This window comes from Mesorhizobium sp. M1406 (genome assembly GCF_040317555.1).
Lineage (GTDB): Bacteria > Pseudomonadota > Alphaproteobacteria > Rhizobiales > Rhizobiaceae > Mesorhizobium.
Genome location: NZ_JAMYKW010000005.1, coordinates 1 through 17409, shown reverse-complemented (window position 1 = coordinate 17409; position 17409 = coordinate 1). Strand labels below are relative to the sequence as shown.

Annotated in this window: 19 protein-coding genes and 1 pseudogene; 14 read left to right on the top strand and 6 right to left on the bottom strand. The window is 60.3% G+C overall.

The features are described from left to right. Positions 1-27 precede the first annotated feature (27 nt). The 5 genes from NKH03_RS06525 to NKH03_RS06505 all read left to right on the top strand — a co-directional run bounded on the left by NKH03_RS06525 (position 28) and on the right by NKH03_RS06505 (position 5945). Entirely contained in the window at positions 28-804 is a 777-nt protein-coding gene (locus tag NKH03_RS06525; protein ID WP_352967705.1) for a glucose 1-dehydrogenase, read from the top strand. A 156-nt stretch (positions 805-960) separates the two neighbouring features. Beyond that, positions 961-2469: an argininosuccinate lyase gene (gene argH / locus NKH03_RS06520; RefSeq protein WP_352967703.1), complete on the top strand. Its 1509-nt coding sequence runs from the start codon at positions 961-963 to the stop codon at positions 2467-2469. Positions 2470-2503: 34 nt separating this feature from the next. After that, a complete protein-coding gene (locus tag NKH03_RS06515; RefSeq protein WP_352967702.1) occupies positions 2504-3517 on the top strand; it encodes an SIS domain-containing protein in 1014 nt (337 codons plus the stop codon). 82 nt (positions 3518-3599) lie between these two features. Continuing rightward, positions 3600-5021 (top strand): MmgE/PrpD family protein, encoded by a 1422-nt coding sequence (locus NKH03_RS06510; RefSeq protein WP_352967701.1) that lies wholly within the window; start codon positions 3600-3602, stop codon positions 5019-5021. A 126-nt stretch (positions 5022-5147) separates the two neighbouring features. Then, a complete protein-coding gene (locus tag NKH03_RS06505; RefSeq protein ID WP_352967700.1) occupies positions 5148-5945 on the top strand; it encodes a PfkB family carbohydrate kinase in 798 nt (265 codons plus the stop codon). Between the two features lie 167 nt (positions 5946-6112). Here NKH03_RS06505 and NKH03_RS06500 read toward each other — a convergent pair whose 3' ends face one another. Beyond that, positions 6113-6778, bottom strand: a complete 666-nt coding sequence (locus NKH03_RS06500) for an NAD(P)-dependent oxidoreductase (protein ID WP_352967699.1) — start codon at positions 6776-6778, stop codon at positions 6113-6115. Between the two features lie 62 nt (positions 6779-6840). Further along, positions 6841-7716 carry an SDR family oxidoreductase gene (locus NKH03_RS06495; RefSeq protein ID WP_352967697.1) on the bottom strand — a complete coding sequence of 292 codons (876 nt, stop codon included), beginning with the start codon at positions 7714-7716 and terminating at the stop codon, positions 6841-6843. A 102-nt stretch (positions 7717-7818) separates the two neighbouring features. Between NKH03_RS06495 and NKH03_RS06490 the strand changes: the two genes are divergently transcribed. Next, positions 7819-8712 (top strand): LysR family transcriptional regulator, encoded by an 894-nt coding sequence (locus NKH03_RS06490; protein WP_352967696.1) that lies wholly within the window; start codon positions 7819-7821, stop codon positions 8710-8712. 116 nt (positions 8713-8828) lie between these two features. On the opposite strand, the gene NKH03_RS06485 is transcribed toward NKH03_RS06490, so the two are convergent. Beyond that, complete coding sequence (locus tag NKH03_RS06485) at positions 8829-9371, bottom strand: cupin domain-containing protein (RefSeq protein ID WP_352967695.1); 543 nt, start codon at positions 9369-9371, stop codon at positions 8829-8831. 197 nt (positions 9372-9568) lie between these two features. On the opposite strand from NKH03_RS06485, the gene NKH03_RS06480 reads away from it, so the two are divergent. Together NKH03_RS06480 and NKH03_RS06475 are read left to right on the top strand one after the other, a co-directional pair. After that, positions 9569-10219 (top strand): hypothetical protein, encoded by a 651-nt coding sequence (locus tag NKH03_RS06480; RefSeq protein WP_352967694.1) that lies wholly within the window; start codon positions 9569-9571, stop codon positions 10217-10219. A gap of 304 nt (positions 10220-10523) precedes the next feature. Further along, positions 10524-10757, top strand: a complete 234-nt coding sequence (locus NKH03_RS06475) for an endonuclease/exonuclease/phosphatase family protein (protein WP_352967693.1) — start codon at positions 10524-10526, stop codon at positions 10755-10757. A 31-nt stretch (positions 10758-10788) separates the two neighbouring features. Here NKH03_RS06475 and NKH03_RS06470 read toward each other — a convergent pair whose 3' ends face one another. After that, positions 10789-11664 (bottom strand): AraC family transcriptional regulator, encoded by an 876-nt coding sequence (locus NKH03_RS06470; RefSeq protein WP_352967692.1) that lies wholly within the window; start codon positions 11662-11664, stop codon positions 10789-10791. 28 nt (positions 11665-11692) lie between these two features. Here NKH03_RS06470 and NKH03_RS06465 point away from each other — a divergent pair, with 28 nt between their 5' ends. After that, positions 11693-12100 (top strand): DUF2000 family protein, encoded by a 408-nt coding sequence (locus tag NKH03_RS06465; protein ID WP_352967690.1) that lies wholly within the window; start codon positions 11693-11695, stop codon positions 12098-12100. Between the two features lie 197 nt (positions 12101-12297). Further along, positions 12298-12567 carry a pyocin activator PrtN family protein gene (locus NKH03_RS06460; RefSeq protein ID WP_352967900.1) on the top strand — a complete coding sequence of 90 codons (270 nt, stop codon included), beginning with the start codon at positions 12298-12300 and terminating at the stop codon, positions 12565-12567. A 244-nt stretch (positions 12568-12811) separates the two neighbouring features. Here the strand turns inward: NKH03_RS06460 and NKH03_RS06455 are convergent, their stop codons facing one another. Beyond that, a complete protein-coding gene (locus NKH03_RS06455) occupies positions 12812-13015 on the bottom strand; it encodes a hypothetical protein (RefSeq protein WP_352967689.1) in 204 nt (67 codons plus the stop codon). 103 nt (positions 13016-13118) lie between these two features. Between NKH03_RS06455 and NKH03_RS06450 the strand changes: the two genes are divergently transcribed. The 4 genes from NKH03_RS06450 (at position 13119) to NKH03_RS06435 (ending at position 16882) form a co-directional block, all read left to right on the top strand. Next, positions 13119-13859, top strand: a complete 741-nt coding sequence (locus NKH03_RS06450) for an ATP-binding cassette domain-containing protein (protein WP_352876180.1) — start codon at positions 13119-13121, stop codon at positions 13857-13859. Positions 13860-13914: 55 nt separating this feature from the next. Next, positions 13915-14976, top strand: a complete 1062-nt coding sequence (locus NKH03_RS06445) for an ABC transporter permease (protein WP_352873088.1) — start codon at positions 13915-13917, stop codon at positions 14974-14976. A 55-nt stretch (positions 14977-15031) separates the two neighbouring features. Continuing rightward, positions 15032-16036 carry a sugar-binding protein gene (locus tag NKH03_RS06440; protein WP_352967688.1) on the top strand — a complete coding sequence of 335 codons (1005 nt, stop codon included), beginning with the start codon at positions 15032-15034 and terminating at the stop codon, positions 16034-16036. A 96-nt stretch (positions 16037-16132) separates the two neighbouring features. Beyond that, entirely contained in the window at positions 16133-16882 is a 750-nt protein-coding gene (locus NKH03_RS06435) for an SDR family NAD(P)-dependent oxidoreductase (RefSeq protein WP_352967687.1), read from the top strand. 264 nt (positions 16883-17146) lie between these two features. Here the strand turns inward: NKH03_RS06435 and NKH03_RS06430 are convergent. Then, a pseudogene (locus NKH03_RS06430) lies at positions 17147-17409 on the bottom strand (S-(hydroxymethyl)glutathione synthase); the annotation flags it as partial.

Genomic DNA, 17409 nt, shown 5'->3' with positions numbered 1-17409 from the left:
CATGCACTACTGCTTAGGAGATACACGATGAACCCAATGGATAGATTTCGACTGGATGACCAGACCGTCATCGTCACAGGCGCGGCTCGAGGCATCGGTCTTGCGGTCGCTGAGTTGTGCGTGCATGCGGGCGCCAATGTTGCGATCATCGACATTCTCGAACAGCAGGGCGAAGCGTCGGCGAAGCGGCTGGCTGAGGCATCCGGAAAGAAGGTCCGCTTCTACGGTGCGGACTTGCGCGACTGGAACAGGGCCCAGTCGGTGGTCCAGGAGATTGGAAATGACTTCGGTTCGACGCAGGTCCTGATGAACTGCATCGGCATCGGTCCGAACACCGAAGTCCTGAAAATCTCCGCGCAGGAATGGCAGGACGTGATGAATGTCAACGTCAATGCCCAGTTCTTCATTGCCCAGGCGGTGGCGAAGAGCATGGTCGAAAGTGGCGGTGGCAGTATCGTGGCGATCGGCTCGAATTCCGGCCTTATCGTCGATCGTCCGCAACCACAAGCACACTACAACGCCAGCAAAGCTGCCGTTCATCAAATGGTCAAGTCGCTGGCCGTCGAACTGGCTCCGCACAAGATCCGAGTCAATGCCGTGGCACCGGGCTTCGTCATGACGGACATGACCAAGGATGCGATCGCCAATTCCGGTTGGCTACCCATCTGGGAGCAGAACACACCGATGGGCCGCATGGCCAAGCCCGAGGAGATCGCCTTCGCCATGCTTTACCTGGCCAGCGACGCCGCGAGCTATGTGACCGGCAGCATCCTCGTGGTCGACGGTGGCTATACCTGCTGGTGATCCTGATCGGTCCGCGAAGAACGGCAGCGCGACTGTAAGTCAGCCTCTGTGCAGGTGCGGACATGCAGTGCGACGAGCATCAGCGGGCGGACCGATCGACATCGAACTTTTGAATTTGCACGCACGCCCCGCGTGCCAAAGCGGAGATTCCGTCACATGAGCGATGCGACAAAGAACGCCGTCAGCTCCCGCCTCACTGAACGCGCTGCCAAGGAGTTGGCAGACGTCATCTACCGTCCGGGTATGGCCGGTTTCGACGATGCCGCGCTGGATGCCCTTTGCCGGCTGAACGAAGCCCACGCAGTGATGCTCGCCGAACAGGGCCTCATCGATCGCGCCGTCGGACGCACGCTTTTACAGGCGATGGCGCGGATACGTGTCGAAGGCGTCAGTGCGATCGATCTCGATCCCCAATTCGAGGACAGCTATTTCGCCTTCGAGAGCCGTCTGGCGTCGATTGCGGGTGAGAGTGCCGGTTTCCTCCACACCGGACGCAGCCGCAACGACCTTGGAGCGACCCTGGACAGGATGCGGACGCGCTCTCTGTGCTTGAGGATGATGGAGGGCGTGAACCGCGCCCGCGCCGCGTGCGAAGCCAAAGCGCTGGAACACACAGAAAGCATCATGCCGGGCTACACGCATCTGCAGCCGGCCCAGCCGATCACCTTTGGCTACTTCCTCACTAATGTCGCATCGGCGCTCTCTCGTGAGCACGACAAGATCGCTGCCGTCTACCAGCGCATCAACCTTTCGAGCCTAGGGGCAGCGGCTCTCGCCGGTACGAGCTTCAACGTGGACCGCAACCGGGTATCGAATCTGCTGGGGTTCGACGGCTTGGTGGAACCGTGTCTCGAAGCGGTCGCCTCGAGGGATTTCGTGACCGAGTTGCTTTGGACCGCGACCAGCGCCCTGTCGATGCTGAGCCGTGTCGCACAGGACATGTATGTTTTCTGCACCCACGAATTTGCGATCCTGACTTTTCCAGACCGGATCGCGGGCACGTCCAGCATTATGCCCCAGAAGAAGAATATGTTCGCTCTGGAGTATTTCCGAGCGGCTGCAGGACGCAGCATCGGGGCGCTGACCAGCACGATGGCGAGCGTCAAAGGCAGCAACTATTCCATCGGCCTCGATGCCACCCGCGAAGGGGTCGTGGATGCCTGGCCGTCACTCGAGCTCTTCGTGGATTCGATGGAACTTCTCAGGCTGATCTTCGAGTGCGTCGACGTGAAGAAGGGCCGGCTGGAGCAACGCTGCTACGAGAACTTTTCCACGGCAACCGATCTGGCCGACGGTCTAGTGCGCGAATGCGGCCTGTCGTTCCGGGAAGCTCACCACGTGGTCGGCGGCGCGGTCCAACGCGCAATGGATGCCGGTCTCGACGCCAGCGGAATGACTGTCGAGACAATCAACGCAGCGGCGATGCAGGAATTGGGCCGGCAACTACAGATCACCCCGGAGTTCGTGCGCGATTGTCTTGATCCGGTGCGGTCGGTCCACGCGAGGACCACCCCGGGCGGCACTGCGCCGTCCGAAGTCCGACGCATGCTGTCGGGCCTGGCGGAGAAGCGAGCACGTGACATCGAGGCAGTCGCAGCTCGTCGACACGGCGTCGACCTGGCGGACGAGCGTCTCCGGGACGCCGTCAACGCAATAACCGCCTGATCTTCATCATCTTATCAACGCGAGAGAACCTAACATGCTCAATTTTGACGAACCCCGCTTCCTGCGTATCCAGTCCGGTGCCGTGGGTCTGGCTGAACGCATCGACAACACCATCGCGTCCGCGCTTAGCGCGGGAGCCGAAAACCTCTACTTCCTGGGGACGGGAGGCGTCGCCTATCTGATGCAGCCGGCCTTTCAGTTGCTCCAGCGCACCTCGACGTTTCCGACCTACATCGATTACCCCGCGGAGCTCGTCCTCACGGACTCGGAGAACCTGACGAAGAACTCGATCGTGGTGATGCCCTCCCTTTCCGGCACCACCAAGGAAAGCATCGCGATGCTCGCCAAGCTCAAGGCAATCGGCGCTACCGTGCTGACGTTTGTCGGGCATGAGGAGACGCCGCTCGGCAAGGAAGGGGACCATGTCTTCGTTAATTTCGCCGCTGACGACACGTCCTGCGAGTCCTTCTATCTGCAGTCGTTGCTGGTGGCCCTTTCGATCATGAAGTTCCGGAAGGAGATCGAAAATTACGACGCAGTGGTATCGGAGCTGAAGCTCCTTCCTGCATTGCTCTTGGAAGTAAAGCGCGCGTTCGAACCCAAGGCAGAGGAATTCGCGTCCCGGATCGCGGGTTCGGACTACCACATCTTCACCGGTGGCGGTAACACCTGGCCCGCCGCGCTCTACTACGCGACCTGCATACTCGAAGAAATGCAGTGGATCCGCACGCGCCCGGTCCATGCCTCCGACTTCTTCCATGGCACCCTGGAGCTAGTCGAGAAGGGCGTCAGTGTTGTGCTCTTCAAGGGCGAGGACGCGTTCAGGCCGCTGGCAGAACGGGTCGAGAACTTCGTACCGACCTATACCGACAACTTGACGGTTCTCGACAGCAAGGATTTCGCGCTGCCGGAGATTTCCGACGAAGTGCGCGCCTTGGTCTCCCCGATCGTGCTCGCCACTGTGCTGGAAAGGGTGAGCGCGCACCTAGAGGTCATGCGTAACCATCCCCTCGTCACGCGCCGGTACTACAAGCGCGTAGCCTACTAGCAGTCTCGTGCCCGCCCCCGCTGTCGTCGGCGGCGGGCATCCTTTGCGAAGCCGATCGCCTTGCTGCCTGAGGAACTCGCCGATGCATAAGCATTTTCCGGATCCTGAGCGCCGCCTCGCAGATTTGATCTGCAATGCGGCTCCGGATTTCACCGAAGCGGAGATGAGCAACGCAGCGCGTCACTTCGCCGACCTGATAGGCGTCGCGTTCGCCGCATCGAACGAGCCATCGGTCGGCACCGTTGCGGGGCTCTGCCAGGATGCGTCCGGCACCGTTGCCTCCGCTCGGATATGGGGCACGGACCGGCGGTTGGCGTTGCCTGACGCCGGCCTTGTGAACGCATATGCTGCCCACTGGCACGATTTTGACGACGACGAAACCGACATCACGATGGCTCACCTCACTGTCACGGCCATGACGGCTGCGGCTGTGGTCGGTGATAGCCGACCTGGAATATCAGGCGCCGCAGTCCTTCAGGCCTACCTTGTCGGCACAGAGGTGGCCACGTTCATCGGCAGGCTGATCATTCCACGCCACTACTTGAGCGGGTGGCACTCGTCAGCGACGCTGGGTGCCTTCGCCGCCTGTGCAGCCGCGGGCCGACTGCTGGGCCTCGACGTCGACGGGATGCGGAACGCGCTCGGGATGGTCGCTTCCTTTGCGGCAGGAATCCGCAGCAATTTTGGCAGTCAGACAAAGCCCCTCCAGGTCGGCCAGGCGGTCGCCAAGGGTATCTTTGCGGCCCAATGCGCTGCGGCGGGTTTACAGTCTGCTGCCGGCAGCCTGCTGGGTTCAACCGGTTATGTGGCGATGCAGGGAGGCGACTTAACGCGCGTGGGCGCCCTCCTGGCCGCGTTCGGCGAGCCCTACGGCTTTTCGGCCGGCGGAATGATCATCAAAGCCTACCCCTGCTGCACGGCTCCACACAGCGCCATCTGGGGCGTGCTCAAGCTCGCCACCCAGCATCGCATCTATGCCGGGGACGTCGACGGGATTATTTGCAATATTGATCCAGGCGTCTTCGACATCCTCATATACGACCGGCCCGAGACTCCGGGGCAGGCCAAGTTCAGCCTACCCTTCACTCTCGCGGCGGCCGCCGTCTTCGGGCGGCTCGGCGTTGAAGAATTCACCGATGCAACGCTACGCGATCCTCTTGTGCGTCACGTGATGGAGCGTGTCTCGGTTGTTCACGATCCCGATCTGCCTCGGGGCCCCAGCGGCATCTCTGTCTCATCTCGTGTAGCCCTCATTCACCGTGATGGCAGACGCTTTGAAGTGTACTGCCCGGCGATTCCAGGAAGCATCGGCAATCCCCTCAGCGATGCAGCCCTGCTGGCGAAGTTCGCCTCATGCGCGGCTGGCTCGATGGACGCCGACCAGGCGAAGCGCTTGTTCGGCCTCTTGCTCTCTACCGCAGCACGTCAGGACTTTTCTGAGTTGGCCGACGAACTGGTGCCATCGCCCCCCGGTGCGATTGTTGGAGCAGTTCATCCACTTTGATCCCGAGAAACCGACATCAGCAGGATCGCTTCGCGGCTTCCGAGAGAACGAGGGCGAGCCCCGCAGCGTTGTTCGGTGCCCACCTCCATCGGAATTACGGCCGTGTAATAGCCATAGGAGTCAGTAATGCCCAATTTTGAAGTTGCGACCGTGGGAGACAATTGCGTCGACCGGTTCCTGCCGCCGGTCGGGCTCGCGGCTATCGGCGGCAACGCCGTCAACGTTGCGGTTCACCTTCAAAAACAGGGACTGCGTGCTGCCTATTTCGGCGCGGTCGGCCGGGATGAGAACGGTCGCCGCACGCTGGACAGCTTGCGGGACAACGGTCTCAATCTTGAGCATGTCCAAGTCAACGAGGGCATTACCGCCTACACCAACCTCGACATCGACGAGACCGGCGATCGCATCATCGCATTCGAGGAATTCGGCGTCTGCCGAGCCTACCGCCCAACGGAGGCAGAAATCGGAGTCTTGCTCGCGATGCGCCATGTCCACATCGGCTGGTTCGACGACGGCGGACAGCTCAAGCGCAGACTTGCCGCCGCCGGGATCAGCGTATCACAGGACATCACCGTCAATCCCGGCGCCGATGGGCTAACCATCGCCTTCGGCTCAGCGGGTACCAATCCTCACGCGGCGCTGACTATCGCGAACGGATATCTTGCCCAGGGCGCAGCTCTCGCGGTAGTCACCAGGGGTGCGATGGGTAGCATTGCGACCGACGGATCCGCGGTGGTCGAAACCGGTATCTTCCCAGTAGAGGTCTCCGACACGACCGGCGCGGGGGACACATTCATCGCCGGGTTCATCGCAAAGCGATTGACCGGAGGCGGGTTGCAGGAATGCCTCGAAGCGGGAAGAGACGCTGCCGCTGTGACCTGCACCCATTTTGGAGGCTTCCCGCAAACGCCGATGCGTCTCTGAGTACGGCAAAGCGTCCCATATTCCGCTCAGCGAGTTGGACAAGCTCGCATTGGCGCACCCGACACAATTCGAAGGTGTGGCCTTCGCCTTCGGGGGCACTTGCGGGGCGGCTTTGCCCGCGAAGACGCTGGTAGAGGGGCGCGACACAAGCCGATATCAATAGCCGCTCACCATGTGACCAATGGTGAGCGGTGCAGCCAGGTGTCGGCATTGACCTGGTTGATGACGAAGCTTGCAACATCATCGCGCGCGATGGTCCCGCCGTGAAAACCGGAGAGGCTTTCGAGTGCACGGGGCGAACCCCTTCCCAACTTGTTGTTGAGGACCGAAGGGCGGACAAGGACCCAGTCCAGGCCGCTCTCTCGGATGATGTCTTCCTGCCGATTTTTGTCGGCATACACATTGCGCAAAAGCAGCGGATAAATCAGGCGGTCGAAGACAAAGCCCCCGTGTCCGACACTGTCCCCAGCACCAATACCGGTGATCGCGACCAGCCGGGAAACCTGTTCGGCCTGCATTGCGCTAACCAGAGCCCGCGTGGCCGTCGACAACAGCGTCACCTCCTTGAATGGACTCGCCGGCGTGCCCAGGGCGCTGATTACAGCATCCTGACCTTGAAGTGCCTGACGCAAGGCGGCTTCGTCACGGGCGTCGCCGAGAACAAGCTTTGCGCCAACCAACTCGCGGCCCTTTTCAGCCGAGCGTACTAGCGCCGTGACCTCATATCCCCGTGCGAGCGCCTGACTGACGATGAGTTTGCCAGTGCCGCCGGTGGCTCCGAGGACCAATATCCTGGTTGGGTTGGTCTCGGTATTGATTGCAGACGTGCTCATGTTGTTACCTCGTGGAAGGGGGCGCCTCTCAAGGAGCTATCCGTCATTTGAATGGGTGATGTTCACAGGGTCGCGGCGGCGCTGGCGACCTCTTGTGCAAAGTCCCGGTACGACCGCAGGGAGCGGCCGAGCAGCGCCGTCAGGCGCTCGGCGTCGCCGGTCTCGGGGCGCATCCCATCGATAAGGAAGCGCTCGCTCATCAGGCGCATGTCGAATGCCATCCAGTGGGGCATGAAGGCCCGCAGGTTCTGCTCGAAGCCCGCGGTGTCATCGCCCCCATAAACAACCTGACGATCAAGCACGTCCGACCATATGGCGGCGACATCTGCGCCGGTGAGGGTGTCGGGACCCACGAGATTGATGTGGTCGATGGGAAAGCCGTCGGAGGCTTCGCGGCGGATAAGCTCGATCGCAGCGATTTCGCCGACATCGCGCGCATCGATCATTGCCAGCCCCTTGCTGCCGATTGGCATCGGGTAAACTCCGTGGCCGAGCACCACGTCGTTGATCGTCAGATCGTTATTGATGAAATAGGCGGGACGCAGGATGGTGGCTTCAAAGCCCATCTGCTCGATCATCCGCTCCACCCCGAACTTGCCGGCAAAGTGGGGCACGTTCACGTAGAGATCGCTGTGGATCACCGAGAGATAAACCAGCTTGGTGATCCCGGCGGCGCGGGCCACATTGAGGGTAATCAATGCCTGGGTAAATTCGTCGGGCGTAACGGCATTGAGCAGAAAGAGGGTGGAAACGCCTTCCATGGCGCTGCGAACGGAGTCGACATCGAGCAAGTCGCCCTGCACGACGGCAACGCTGTGAGCAAAGTTCGCTTTGGCCGGATCGCGAACGAGCGCGCGCACTTCAGCACCGCGCTTGCTGAGCTGTTCGACGACTTGGCGGCCAACTGTGCCGTTGGCACCGGTAACAAGGATAGTCATTGGGATCACTCCGGGTTTTGCTAGAAGACACCCCGAATTTAGTGATCCACCTCCGACGCAATAGACGATATATCTAGACCCTGCGTCTCACAGGTGGAACACATGGATCTTCTTGCGCTCGCCGATTTCAACCTGGTTGCCCGTCATGGCGGGTTCGGCAAGGCCGCCCGAGCCGCTGGGCGGCCAAAGGCGACGCTTTCCCGCCGCGTGAGCGAGTTAGAGGCTGGCCTGTCGCTGCGGCTGTTCGAACGTGGAGGGCGCGCACTTAAGCTTACCGAGGAAGGACGCGCGCTCTTTGAGCGGACTGGGCAATTGCTCACCGAACTGGACGAGGCGGCCACGGCAATTGCCTCGGGCGGCGGGAGCCCGCGTGGCCGGCTGCGCATCAGCGCACCGCTCTTGTTCTCCCAGACGGCAATGGGGAAGCTGGCGGCCGAATTTGGGATGAAATATCCCGAAGTGCGCCTTGAGGTGACGACAGAAGATCGAGAGGTCGACATGATCGAGGAGGCGTATGACCTGGTCATCCGCGTCAATCCCAAGCCCAACGAGTCTCTTGTGGGTCGAGCCTTCTTGCGCGATCGTCTGGTTGTTGTCGCCAGCCCGACTTTGGCTCGTCAAATAGGCGATGAGCCTGTTGCAGCGGTTGTGCGTGGGACCAGTGATCGAGCAAGTGCCTGGAGCATAAAATCGGCCGCTGGCAATACGAGCATTGCCATCGATCCCATCATGCATCTGTCTTCGATGATAATGGTCCGGGATGCCGTTCGCGCCGGCATAGGGGTGGGGCGCCTGCCCATATCGCTTGTCAGTCATGATCTCGCCGCAGGCAGGCTGGTGCACTGGGGAGACATCGACGCCCCGGACATCGCCCTATGGACGCTTTATCCTTCGCGTCGCCTGTTGAGCGCGCGCGTCTCGGCGTTTCTTGAGCACTTGAGGCTGGCCTTTCCAAAGGGCACGCCGGACGAATTGGCGGCCTATGTGGGCCAATAGCAATTCATTGAATGCTGCCGCAATTCGACAGCGCCGTTTGCCCAGGCAACGCGGCCATTGCACGACTGGCAACGGCCGCTTGCTATCGTCGGCCCGAGGAGGTTAGCCCGCGCTCCCTAGCCGCGAGGCGGCAGAAACTCGCTGTGAAAGCGGGCGGCATTGGCCAACATGATGCCGCGGCGCTCGGCCATGACTTCGGGTGTCGGCGGGGTCGGCGGCGTGGTACGAGTGGGCAGCACTTCGCCGACGAGCTTGAAAAATTCCTCCTGTCCGGCGGGCAGGCAGATGCATAGGAAGCGGGCCGGCGTGGCGGACACAACACGGAAGCCATGCGGAGCATTGGCTGGGATGTTGATGGACTGGCCGGGTCCGACGTGATGGACCTCGTCACGGAAGGTGATTTCCAACTCCCCTTCGAGAATAAGGAAAATCTCCTCAAAATCATGCCGGTGCGGCGGGGGTCCGCCGGCAGGCACCAGCATGTCGATCATGGTGTAGCGACCGCCGGTTTGCTCGCCTGAGATCAGGATGGTGTAGGTCCCTGCCCCGACGCCCAGATGGGTCAGGCCCGGGTCATCGGCGTGCACGATGGTGGCCTTGCGGCTCAGATCGTCGGGGGGGAGCGTCGTCGTGGGTTGGGTCATTTGGCTGTTGCTCATGTCGTTTCTCCTGAGGACACGAACAACGTATGCCGTCGCACCGGCGAGCGGCAGACCGCGAATTTGGACATTGCGTCTCGCCTATGGGACAGTCCCATGAACGGCCTCCACAAGCGGGGTCTTATGGCCATGGTTTGAATGAACTGATACCATCGTCGTGATGATGTTTGGGTTCAACTCAACCTGAGGGCTTCAGAATGGGGCGTTTGCTTTCGGCGATCGTTGTAGGTCTTCTGTCTACTGGGTCGGCTCTTGCCGATGACACCAAAATTGCAACCTGGAACCTTGGCGCTGCTTGGGATGGAACTGTAGAAGCTCGTGCCAGCCAATTCGAGGCTGCCGCGGCTGCCGTCGCCGCTGATGTTTACGTGGTCCAGGAAATCATGTCGCTCACCACTGCCGAGGCGATAGCCGACCGGCTTGGAATTGACGATCCGTTTATTGCGGTATCGGACTTCGCTGCAACCTCCGAGCAAGAGGACGACGACGCCAAAGCGAACGTATTCTTCCATCTGGAAGTCGGCGTCATTTCGTCCGTTCCGATACTCTCGGCGCAGGAGCTGGAGTTCGATCGGGACGACGCGACGGGTCCCCTGGTCAACAAGACTTCCATCTCAACGGAGCCTGGTCGTCTCTTTGTCCCCCCGCTGGTGTTCGATCGGCTGTCCTCGCAAACCAAGAACGCACTGGCTTTTGGCCGCGGTGTTCTGAAGGTCGAGCTCGAGGGGGATCTTGTAATCTACGTCGTTCATTCCAAGTCGGACTTCAACGGCTTTTGCGCGAGCGTTCAGTCCACGGTGGAACTGCTGACCGAGGTGGAGCGGAAGTCCGACGAGGAGGCGTGTTAGACGCTGCCGACGTAGACACCCTCGACGGTGCATTGGAGGTACTGGCCCGAATTCAAACGGCCGAAGAGGCAACAAGCTTCTCAAAAGAGTGGGTACGAAATGCCGAGAAACGAGAGGCAGTGTTTTCCGCCCTGGTCGAAAAGGTCAAGGCGGACGTCGTAGCGGGCAAGACCGTTATGGTGATGGGAGACTACAACATTGCGCTTAATGATCCGCGCTCGGGGAAGGATTTCGCAAACGACTCAACCCCACGAGGATGTGCTTCTCACCGGTCACCGACGCGCTGTGTGCCGGCCAGGATGGCTTGGACGAATCCCACTTCATACTTGCTGGGGGTGTCGATCCGGCCGTCGCCATGAAGCCTCTTACAGCCGATCTCACCGAGACGCTCACCGGCACATTTTCCTCGGCCATCGACCACATCTACGTCGCCGGTCCAAGGGCCGAGAACTTCTCGATTGCCGAAACTTTCAAGGACGCCGATAGCAAGGGCTTCGGCTCAGACCATCTGCCTGTCCTTGTAACTCTGACTGATTAGGCCGGCAGACCGCGACAACACAATTGTCAGCCTATCGCGCCTCGACCTGCCGACCCGTCGCGAGCTTCTTCCACCTGCCAGGGGTCAATCCAAACGCCTTCGTGAAATGACGATGAAAATGGCTTTGATCGGCAAAGCCGGTCAAAGCCGCCACGTCGGATATGGCTTGTCCCGACCCGATCAGTCGGCGACCAATACTGAGGCGCCGCATGATCTGATATCGGTGCGGACTTGTCCCAAAAAGAGCCTTGAATTGCCTGGTCAAGGCGAACCGATCCAACCCGGACACAAGTTCGAGGTCATTCGAACTAATCGGCTCCAGCGAGTTGCGAGTGATGAACTCGCGAACCTGCTGAAGCGCTGGGCGGTCCACCGCCATCGTTGATCCTACAGAGCCCTCTGCCCTCAGTGAAAACGCGTCGCCAAGCTCGGCAACAAATTGATCTGCCACCAAAGGGGAAAGCGCAACGTCGATCTCGCCAAGTGCCAGTTCCAGCGTCGACCGCAGCTCACGATCGGCAAAGACAGGGTCCCGCAAGAACGGCAAACTGCCTGACGATGCGAGCGCAGGTTGCAGCAGCCAGGGCTCAACATAGGCCATCCGGTATGTCAGTGGCTGCTCTGTCCCCGCCCCGCCATCGTGGACTTCGTCGGGGTGCAGCACAATTATCTGCCCAGGCAGCGAAACCCTCTGCTCGCCCCGATACCAGAAGGTTTGCACGCCGGTGATCGTAACACCGACCGCATAGGTGTCGTGTCTGTGCCGAGAATAAGCTTCGCCTTCGAACCTTGCCGCAATGCGCTCCACACCTGGAGATGCTGGAGCCGCATAAACTCCATCATTCTCTGGGCCGCACAAACGTCCAAGACCGAGCTCGGCGCTATTCGATAGGCTAACCACCATCATTCACCTGCACAGCGCTCGTTTTTTCAACATGTTCGATACGAAAATAGCCGTCGTCCTGCGCAACGACCTCGCCTCTTGGCAAGCGCTAAACGTCACCGCCTTTCTGATGACCGGCATAGTAGCGCAAAATCCCGGGATCATAGGTCGCCCGTATGTTGATCGATCCGGCAACACCTTCAATGCCCTCTCGGTACAACCCATGATCGTCCTATCGGCAGACCAGGAGACGATCCGTAAGATCAATCTGCGGGCGCTCGACCGCGGTATGGTGACTTCGGCCTATATCGAGGAAATGTTCTCCACCGGCCATGACGATGCCAACCGTGAAGTGTTCGCCCAGTTTGCTGCCGATGATGCACGTCTGGTTGGACTGGCACTTCGCGCCGAGAAGAAGGTCGTTGATAAGATCACCAAAGGCGCGAGCATGCATCAATAGGCTCGCGGGTTGGCCTTACCCTGTCGCGGGACCTGGCATCTGCTTTCACTGGTGCTAACCCTACGCCCATCCCGGTCGGTGCCATGGCCTACATGCCGACGAGCGGTGCTTCCGTTTTCTTCGCTCTGCTATCCAGTGATACGTCAGCCGCTCAGTCTGTCTTCTCTCGCGCGGAAAAGCTTGCTTGTCTGCGAACCATGGACACAACATTCCTTCTGATAGCGATGTATTCCGGCCGGCCAATTATCCCGGTTGAGAACGTGGCGAAGGACTTCTTCGGTCTGACAACGGAGAAATTTGTTCGCAAGGTTTCGGCCGGTGACATCGCCCTCCCTCTCGTTCGGATGGAGGCATCGCAGAAATGCGCGAAAGGCGTCCACATTACCGATCTCGCCGAATACCTGGACAAACGTAGAGCTGCGGCGGTGAAGGAATGTCAGCAACTCCAGGGCGTGGGTCGATCCTAGATGCGCGAGATCACTGGGCCGGATCCGTAGCTGCGCCGCTGGGTACGCAAATTCGCGAAATTGGCCCCTGCAATTCTATTGGTACTTGGTACAAGGAGACGCCCGATATCCACTTGTTTTGACAGCTCAATTTAGCTTCTGTCCGTCCAATCCATCATGGGTGCCACGGCCACTCTATGCTCTTGATTTATCGCCATTTTTTCTTAAACATCAAATCGTTATAACCTGCCGAGTGCACACGAATTTACGCCAGAATACGACCCTTTTCGCAGCGTCCCGTATAGCGCGCCTGAAAATCTTCGGCGAACTCATCGACCTTCATATCGACGACATGTGCGATGTAGGCAAGTCCCCTCGCCGCTCCAAGGCCGCAGCCCTCGATATGCTCCAAAGACATCTGGGGAAGTGCAACATCGCAGCCCTTCGTGCAGCAGAGGGAGATTGCCATCCGATAACGCCGATCTAATAATCATTGTGTTGAATGCGTTTCGCTGATTAGCTGCCTTGCATTAACACCGGACAAAATTGGCAATTGTCCGGGGAGGACCGCGATGCCGGTGCTTGAAGTTCGTCACGTTTCCAAGAATTTTGGAGCTATCCAGGCCCTGACGGACGTCAGCTTCCAGGTGGAGCGGGGTGAAGTCGTGGGTCTGATGGGGGACAACGGCGCCGGCAAGTCAACGATAGTCAAGACAGTGGCCGGGAATTTTCCGCCGAACGACGGCGAAATTGTCGTGGACGGCGAGATTTGTCACTTCCATAAACCCGTTCAGGCCCGTGCCAAGGGAATTGAAGTCGTCTATCAGGACCTGGCGCTCGCGGACAATCTGACGGCCGCGCAAAATGTCTTTCTTGGCCGCGAACTGAAGAAGGGCTTCTGGCCGATCAGGGTGCTCGACAAACAGGCGATGATCGACCGGTCGGCAGCGCTGTTCAGGGAACTCAAATCGGAAACCCGGCCGCGCGACCTCGTCAGGAAGATGTCGGGTGGGCAGCGCCAGGCGGTAGCCATCGCGCGGACCCGGCTTTCAAACGCAAAGCTGGTGTTGATGGACGAACCGACCGCCGCCATCTCGGTGCGCCAGGTGGCAGAGGTGCTCGAATTGATCCGGCGCCTCAAAGCGCAAGGTGTCGGCGTCATGTTGATCAGCCACCGCATGCCTGATGTTTTCGCCGTTGCAGATCGTATCATTGTGCTCAGGCGAGGTTCGAAGGTTGCCGACAAGGATGCCGGCAATACGTCGCCCGAGGAAATCACCGGACTGATAACGGGGGCCATTCGTGGCGAATAGTGCTCGGGAGTCGGTTAGTGTTAGGAGGTCGACCCCGGAAATCGGCCGACCGGCCATGTCGGACTTTGTCCCGACCAAGGAAAAGACGGCGCTTCAACATGTATTTTCAAGTCAGCCGTTCTGGGTGACGATCGCGCTCATTGCCCTCGTCACCTTGATGACGATCATGGAGCCGAGCTTCGGCACCTCCGAAAACGCCGCCAACGTCACGCGCAACTTCGCACCTTTCGGCATCATGGCGCTCGGCATGACGGTGGTGATCATCACCGGCGGCATCGATCTGTCGGTTGGCTCGATCATGGGCCTGGTGGTCATCGTCGCCGGCCTTTTCCTGACCTGGCACTATCCCTGGTACATTGCATTCGCCGTCGGCCTTTTCTCCGGTATGGCGTGCGGCGCGGTCAACGGATTCTTCGTCGCCTATGTCGGAATGCCGTCCTTTGTCGTCACCCTTGGCATGCTATCCGCGGCGCGTTCGCTGGCGGTCGTATTCTCCGCCAACCAGATGCTCTACCAATTCGGGCCCGATGCTCCGATCGTAAAGGCGATCGGCCAGGCGAGATGGCCGCTGCATGGACCGCAGGATTGGGCACCGCACTGGATACCAGAACTGTCATCGCAGTTCTGGACCATGGTGATTCTGGCCCTGATCGTCGGTTTCGTCTTCAATTTCACCGCCTGGGCCCGACATCTCTTCGCCATCGGCGGCAATGAGGAGGCGGCGCGGCTCACCGGCGTGCCGGTCGACTGGATCAAATTCGAGGCCTATGTCTTCTCGGCCTTCACCGCTTCGGTCGCCTCACTCCTGCTCCTCGGCTACAACGGCTCGGCCATCAATGCCATGGGCCAGGGGTACGAGTTGCGCGTGATTGCCGCGACGGTCATCGGCGGAGCCAGCCTTATGGGCGGAGCCGGCACGGCCTTCGGCGCGATCATCGGTTCAGCGTTCCTCGAAGTGATCAGGAATGCGCTGCTGATGGCCGGCATCGATTCAAATTGGCAAGGCGCCTTCGTCGGCGGCTTCATCGTTCTCGCGGTTCTTTTGGGCATGCAAACCGGCGGCAAATCGATTCTCGCCGCTTGGCTGGCAGCCTTGATGCCCAAAAAAAGCCGCTAGAAAACCCCGCCGGCGGGAGGCCTACGGGGCATTCCAGCTAGGAGGAGACGTCAAAATGAAAAAAACTCTGCTGATGGCGGCCGTGGCGCTTGGCGCAATGGTGCTCGCCGTTTCCGGTGCCCAGGCGAAATATACCTTCGCCCTGGTACCGAAGAACATGAACAATCCTTTCTTCGACCAGGCACGCGACGGCTGCAAGAAGGCCGAAGCCGAATCGAAGGGCGCCTTGGAATGCATGTATATCGGCCCCGGCGAGCATGGCGGCGGCGACGAGCAGGTGCAGATCGTGCAGGATCTCGTGGCCAAGAAGGTGGACGGCATTGCCGTGTCGCCATCGAACGCCGCGGCGATGGCGGTTGCGCTGCAGGCCGCCAAGGAAGCCGGCATCCCGGTCCTCACCTGGGACTCCGACCTGCTGCCCGAGAACAAGGATCTTCGCGTCGCCTATATCGGCACCCACAACTATGAGATCGGCGTGAACCTTGCCAAGCTTGCCATGCAGGTCAAGCCTAAAGGCGGCACGATCTGCATCCAGTCGGGCGGCGCGGCGGCGGCCAACCATAATGAACGCATGCAGGGCATTCGCGATACGCTTTCGGGCACCAAATCGGCGGCCTCGCCCGGGGACCGGCTGACGGGCCAGAATGGCTGGACCGAAATCGAAGGCTGTCCGCTCTACACCAACGATGATTTCCCGCTTTCGGTGCAGCAGTTTGAGGACATCATGGCGAAAAATCCGAACCTCGACGCATTCATCCCAACGGGTGGCTTCCCGCAGTTCATTCCTGATGCCAACCGCGCCGCAGTCGCACCGTACAAGGACAAGATTGCCTCGAAAGCGCTGGCCCTTGTCGTCGCCGACACGCTTCCCGTGCAGATCGACCAGATGAAGGAAGGGCTCTCGCTTGGCCAGGTCGGCCAACGGCCGTTCGAAATGGGCTACAAGACGATGATGGCACTGAAGGACATGAAGGACGGCAAGGCGCCCCCGGCTGATCCGACCTACACAGGCCTCGACGTCTGCACGCCGCAGACGGCCGATACCTGCGTCGCCAAATAGTGCGTTCGGGCGGGAGGAAACTCCCGCCCTTTCATTGAAGCGAGGTGCGGTTAGACTGCTGCTGCATTGTCATCTTATCTCGCTCCAGGGGTTTCAATGTCGGAAATGTTCTCGCTCAAGGGCCGGGTCGCATTGGTGACGGGTGCTTCGCGTGGCCTCGGCTTTGCCATGGCCAAGGCGCTTGCGGAAAACGGCGCAACGGTAATTGTCAATGCGCGCGACATGGACACCCTCTCCGCGGCGGCTGAAAAAATCGGAGCCGAAGCCCTGCCGTTCGATGTCGCGGACGCGGTGACCTCAAGGGCGGCCCTTGAAGGGATCGTCGAACGCCACGGCCGCCTCGATATCCTGATCAACAACGCCGGCATCCAGCATCGCAGCCCGTTGGTTGAATGGAAGGACGAGGACTTCGACCGCGTGATCGCGGTCAATCTTTCGGCCTGCTTCCGAATGATGCGCGAGGCGGTGCGCCTGATGCTGCCGAACAAATTCGGGCGCATCATAAACACTGGATCGGTTGCAGCGATCCTTGGCCGCCCCACCATTCACGCCTATGTGGCGGCAAAGGCGGGGTTGCATGGACTGACACGCTCGACTGCCGCCGAGATGGGCCGTCACGGCATCACCATCAACGCGATCGCTCCCGGCTATTTCGCCACCGAGCTCAACACCGAGCTCATCAACGACGAGGCCTTTACCAAATGGGTCGAGGCACGAACCCCTGCTGGCCGCTGGGCTCAACCTGAGGAACTCGGCGGAGCGGTGGTGTTTCTCGCGTCCAACGCTGCCGCCTACGTCAATGGACATGTTTTGGCGGTCGACGGGGGTCTATCGGTCTCCCTCTGACCCTGCGAACTGCCTTTAGCAGAATGATAGTTCAAGTAACAAACGGTTGATTTCATTGTGAAAGCATTGGGGCCGGACGCGCCCGAACGTCGCCAGCGTCGGCCGTAAGATGGCGGCCGAGCGCAGGCTTGTCGGCTTGTGCTCCCGCGCAGTGACGTCGCGCAGGACTACGCCGGTAGTCGTTGCGATCTCCGGCACCGCTGCGCCGGTGATCGCAATCGGCGCGACCGCCCCGATAAACCGCTCCCGTCGCGGCAATGCGGATTATGCCGGCAAGGCGCCGGACTTCTTCGCCGTCCAGGTGGCGATATAATCCATCAGGCCGGGGTTGAGGCAGTCATAGGGTTCGAGACCGATCGACTTGAGCTGTGACCGGATGCCGTCCATGCGGCTCGGGTCGACACCGGACTCGATGATCGAGGAGACGAAGGCGGTGAAGCCCGGCGGCGACCAGCCGTCCTCCTCGAAGCGCTCGGGATGGATGAAGGACAGGCCCTTGAACGCGTGGTCGCGCTCGACCGGTCCGT